This is a genomic window from Clostridium sp. ZS2-4 (assembly GCF_026719745.1).
Lineage (GTDB): Bacteria > Bacillota > Clostridia > Clostridiales > Clostridiaceae > Clostridium_H.
The window spans coordinates 1-4,251 of sequence record NZ_JAPPRQ010000029.1; the positions used below are offsets into that span (position 1 = coordinate 1).

Here is a 4,251-nt window from a genome sequence, read left to right on the forward strand (position 1 = left end):
AGCAATATTTGGACCTTTTGGAGTAGGCGAAGCCTTAGGTGGAAAGATGTTGTTAGGAGGAATAACCAACGGCTTTGAAAGTATAGTAAGACAAAAATTAGAAGGCAAAGGAATAAACTTTAAAACTATACTAACTGATTAAAGTACTTAGCAAACTATCAAGTGGCAGCAAGAGTATATTAAACAAAGTATCTGGTAAAGTAGATGATATATTAGGTGCATTTAGTAAGACTAGTAGAGAGTTATTTGATACAGTAGCAAATAAAGCAGACGATGTAATAAATAGTATAAAGAATAGTACTCAAAATCTAGTTGATAGAGTATCTGGTAAATTCAATAAAATAACAAGTAGTATTGATGATAAAGTTGATGATTTATTGCGTGCAGGAGCATCAAAAACAGATGATGCTTTAAATTCTCTCAATGAATTGACAGATAGAGTAGGATATAATATTAGAAAATCTCTTGGTATGCAAGAAGAGTATGCTGGTATAGGTGATTTATATGTACCACCAGAAAAGAGTACATTATTTGAAGATAAAGTAAGTAAAATTATTACAAATCGTAATACAGGTACTAGGGGCAATTTAAGCCAAACAAATACTCAAAAAGTTAATGATATTCTTGAATTAGCAGAAAATGATAATATAAACAAAAATATTTCTTGGAAAGATTTTTGTGAGCATATAGATAGAAAAGGCAAGTATAGTAAAAGTGCTAAAGCCCAAGCATATTATAAGCATACAGGGAAAATGGATAGGATAAATGATATAGATTATGGAAAGTATTTAGAAGAATATAAACCTAAACCAAAAGCTAATAAAGATGATAGATGGCATGCACATCATGTACTTTATAAAAAAGGAATTGGAGAAGAACAACAAAGCCTTGTGGAAGAAGGTGCTAGAATATTAAGAAGGACTAATATAGATCCTGTTTTAGATCTAGATAATTTAGTATGGGCACAAAATAAAGCAGGTCAGCATAATGTAACTAATTTACAAGAAGTTGTAGATAGATTAAGAAATGCTGAACGAAAAGCTATAGATAAGTATGGAAGTGGTGATATTGAAGAAATTGAACAAGCGCTTCGAGAGGAACTTAGGGAATTAGGAAAAATAGCTGAAAATAGATAAAAAATCAAGTGGAGGAACTATAACTATGGATATTAAAAATATCAATATGAGGATTATTGGAAAATTTGAAAAGGCAATTAGGAAACATGATCTTGATTTATTAAAACAATTGTTAGAGGAGTATCCAGAATATATAAACTACGAAGATTCAAGGGATGGAACATTATTACGATTTGCTGCTATGCATGGAAATGTTGAAATTGTAAAATATATTTTAAGTTTAGGCTTAGATATAAATAAAGGGAGTGGCGAGTTTTATTCATCAGCCTTAGAAGGTGCTGTTTTTTATGAAAATATTGATGTAGTAAAATATTTATTAGATGCAGGTGCTGAAATAGATACTAGTAATATTTTTAGAAATCCATTATTTTCAGTAACACGTAATGAAAAAGTTGATTGTACTAAGCTTTTAATAGATAGAGGAATCGATTTAAGCATAAGTTATCAAAAAGAAAGCGGAGAATTTTGGGATGCACTAAGGCAAGTTGATGTCTATGCAAGAAATAGAGATATTGTTGATTTAATAGAAAGAGAGTTATATAAGCAATTAAATTATAAAGTTAAAAAGAATAAAGACTACAGCTGGGAAGATGATGATAAAATAGTTAAACATATAGAAAAATACATAGGCACTATTGATCAAACAATTAGTGAAATAATACCAGGAAGTAGAGTAAGGATAAATGTTAATATAATAAAACCAAAACAAGAAAAGGATTATATAACACTTATAACAAATGGGATGAGTGCATATCCCATGGGATATGCACAAGAAGATGAGGAATATAAATATGCTGAATTAATGATAAAATTGCCTTCAGATTGGAAATTAGATGAAACTTCTTGTAAAACTGAAAGATATGGGTGGCCATTAAAGATATTGAGAATGTTTGCCCATCTTCCACATCAAAGTGAAGGATATATTAATGAAAGAGTAATTATACCAAATGGAATACCAGATGATATACCATTACCATTTCATGTTGATACATGGTTAAGTACTACTATGTTTTGTGTATCAGAGGATATTCCATTTCTTAGAATTGACAAAGATATCAGAGTAGATTTCTTTACATTGGTACCAATTTGTGAAGAGGAAATAGATTCAGCAAAAAAAATGGGAAATAATGAATTTATGCATATATTACCAACTAGAGATGTTGTTGATGAAGAAAGAGGATTTGAAGACTAACACTTATATATAATATTCTAGTAAATGTAATGAATTATTTTACAATATTATTAAATGTTGTAAAGATTAGTATATAAAAATGTAATCACCAGAAATAAAACAGCAGGAATTGGAATCATAAAAGCAACCAATTCCTGTTTTTGTACCTAAAACATGCGAAAGCATGAGCGGTAGCTGCTTTCTAGGGGTTATATTAAGATAGTAATTAACAGAAGTTGGAAATAAAACACAAATCTAACACCGAAAGGTGGCATGGTAAGGGATAAAATGTAGCAGTAGTAGGAGCAGTAGTAGCAGAAACAGCGGCAGTATTAAGTCAAGCAATATCAGATAAACGACGTAAAGAAGTAAGTGATATATCTTCTTATATGGCAGCTGGAAGACGAGAATCCTTTGTAGGAGCATTCTCTGGAGCAATATTTGGACCTTTTGGAGTAGGTGAAGCCTTAGGTGGAAAAATGCTGTTAGGAGGAATAACCAACGGCTTTGAAAGTATATTAAGACAAAAATTAGAAGGCAAAGGAATAAACTTTAAAACTGTACTAACTGATTTTGGAATAGGAGCAGGAACAGCAGCAGCATTCCATGGAGCAGAAAAATTAATTAAGAAAGCAGCACCCTTTGTTAAAAAAGCATTTAATAAGATATCAGCTGAAATATCAGAGAATATTAGAATAGCTAAAATAGCATTAAACAATATGAAAAAAGGACCAAAGCCAGCAGTACTTGGGAGTAATTTGGGTAATGGTTATGAGGCTTTAGGTAGGCTTAAAAAGGAATTTGAGAAGGTTAAAAATGGAATAGGCTCAAGTGTGGATGATACTGCTGAAGTGATTACTGAGGGTGCGGGGAGACTTAATAATGTAAATAGTGGAGCTAGATATGGAGAGCGAAAAATCTCTGATGAATTGTATAATAAATTAAGAAAACAAACTCCAACTGATGAAATTAGAGATATGGTAAATGAAGGAGTTGATTTACCTATGGAAGACTTTGCGTTACCTGGAAAGCAAATTACCAATGCACTAGAAGCAGACCATATAGTACCTATGAAAAAAATAGTGTGCATGGAAGGATTCGAAAAACTATCGTATGAACAGCAAGTAAATATATTGAATTATAAAGAAAATTTTATAGGTTTAAGCAAAGTAGCAAATACATCCAAGGGATCAAAAACTTATGAAGAATGGTTATTATATAAAAAAGGAAATATTAAAGTTAATCCCGAATTTAGAGAAAGGATGATTAGAATAGAAAAAGAACTACAGGGGCAAATACAATCATTAATAGACGATTTTCTAAAAAAATAAGGAGTTGATATAAATGATTAATGAAGAAAAAATAAATTTTTTAAATAAATATACATTAAGTAAGAAGCTTTCAGTAAAAATATTAAATATGGACGAGATTAATGATATTGACGAGCAATTAATTCCTAATGAATGGAAAAATATTTTTAAAGAGTTAGAAAAATCGAATAAAATAAAAAAAATATTAGAATTATGGGAAAAGCATGTAAGCGTAGAACTAAGTAACACTATTTCATTTTTGAAAGAGTTTCTAATTGATGTTGAAATCATGAATATAGGTAATAGATATTCTATTTTATATTCTGTAAAAAATTCAAGAGGAAAAGTATTATATTATGAAGGTAGAAATCCAAAAGATAATTTTAATAATGAACAATTAAAAAAACATTGGGATAAAATACCATCACAAGTTAGAGAGTTTTATGAAAATGTCCATAATGGGTTTTATTATTATCCTAGTAAGAGTATGGGGCTAAGTTCTTTGGGAAATGTATTCTGCTTAGAAGAGTACGAATGGGGAATTCTTGATGATATAGGAGAGAAAAATCTTAAAATTGATTTAACATCTTCTTATGGATTTTTTAGTAATGGTATGGGAACGTATGTAGTGATA

4 protein-coding genes are annotated in these 4,251 nt (G+C 30.0%); all 4 read left to right on the forward strand.

Annotated elements, in window-relative coordinates:
* Positions 1-377 precede the first annotated feature (377 nt).
* A complete protein-coding gene (locus tag OIO11_RS05810; RefSeq protein WP_268070509.1) occupies positions 378-1,136 on the forward strand; it encodes a hypothetical protein in 759 nt (252 codons plus the stop codon).
* Between the two features lie 25 nt (positions 1,137-1,161).
* Positions 1,162-2,328, forward strand: a complete 1,167-nt coding sequence (locus OIO11_RS05815; RefSeq protein WP_268070510.1) for a suppressor of fused domain protein — start codon at positions 1,162-1,164, stop codon at positions 2,326-2,328.
* Positions 2,329-2,696: 368 nt separating this feature from the next.
* Positions 2,697-3,638 (forward strand): hypothetical protein, encoded by a 942-nt coding sequence (locus OIO11_RS05820; protein ID WP_268070511.1) that lies wholly within the window; start codon positions 2,697-2,699, stop codon positions 3,636-3,638.
* A gap of 13 nt (positions 3,639-3,651) precedes the next feature.
* A partial coding sequence (locus OIO11_RS05825) for an SMI1/KNR4 family protein (protein WP_268070512.1) occupies positions 3,652-4,251 on the forward strand: 600 nt, incomplete at its 3' end.

Bases quoted from the DNA above. Each gene is read 5' to 3' on its own strand.
- OIO11_RS05815 (WP_268070510.1), top strand. From the start codon at position 1,162: ATGGATATTAAAAATATCAATATGAGGATTATTGGAAAATTTGAAAAG.
- OIO11_RS05820 (WP_268070511.1), top strand. From the start codon at position 2,697: ATGGCAGCTGGAAGACGAGAATCCTTTGTAGGAGCATTCTCTGGAGCA.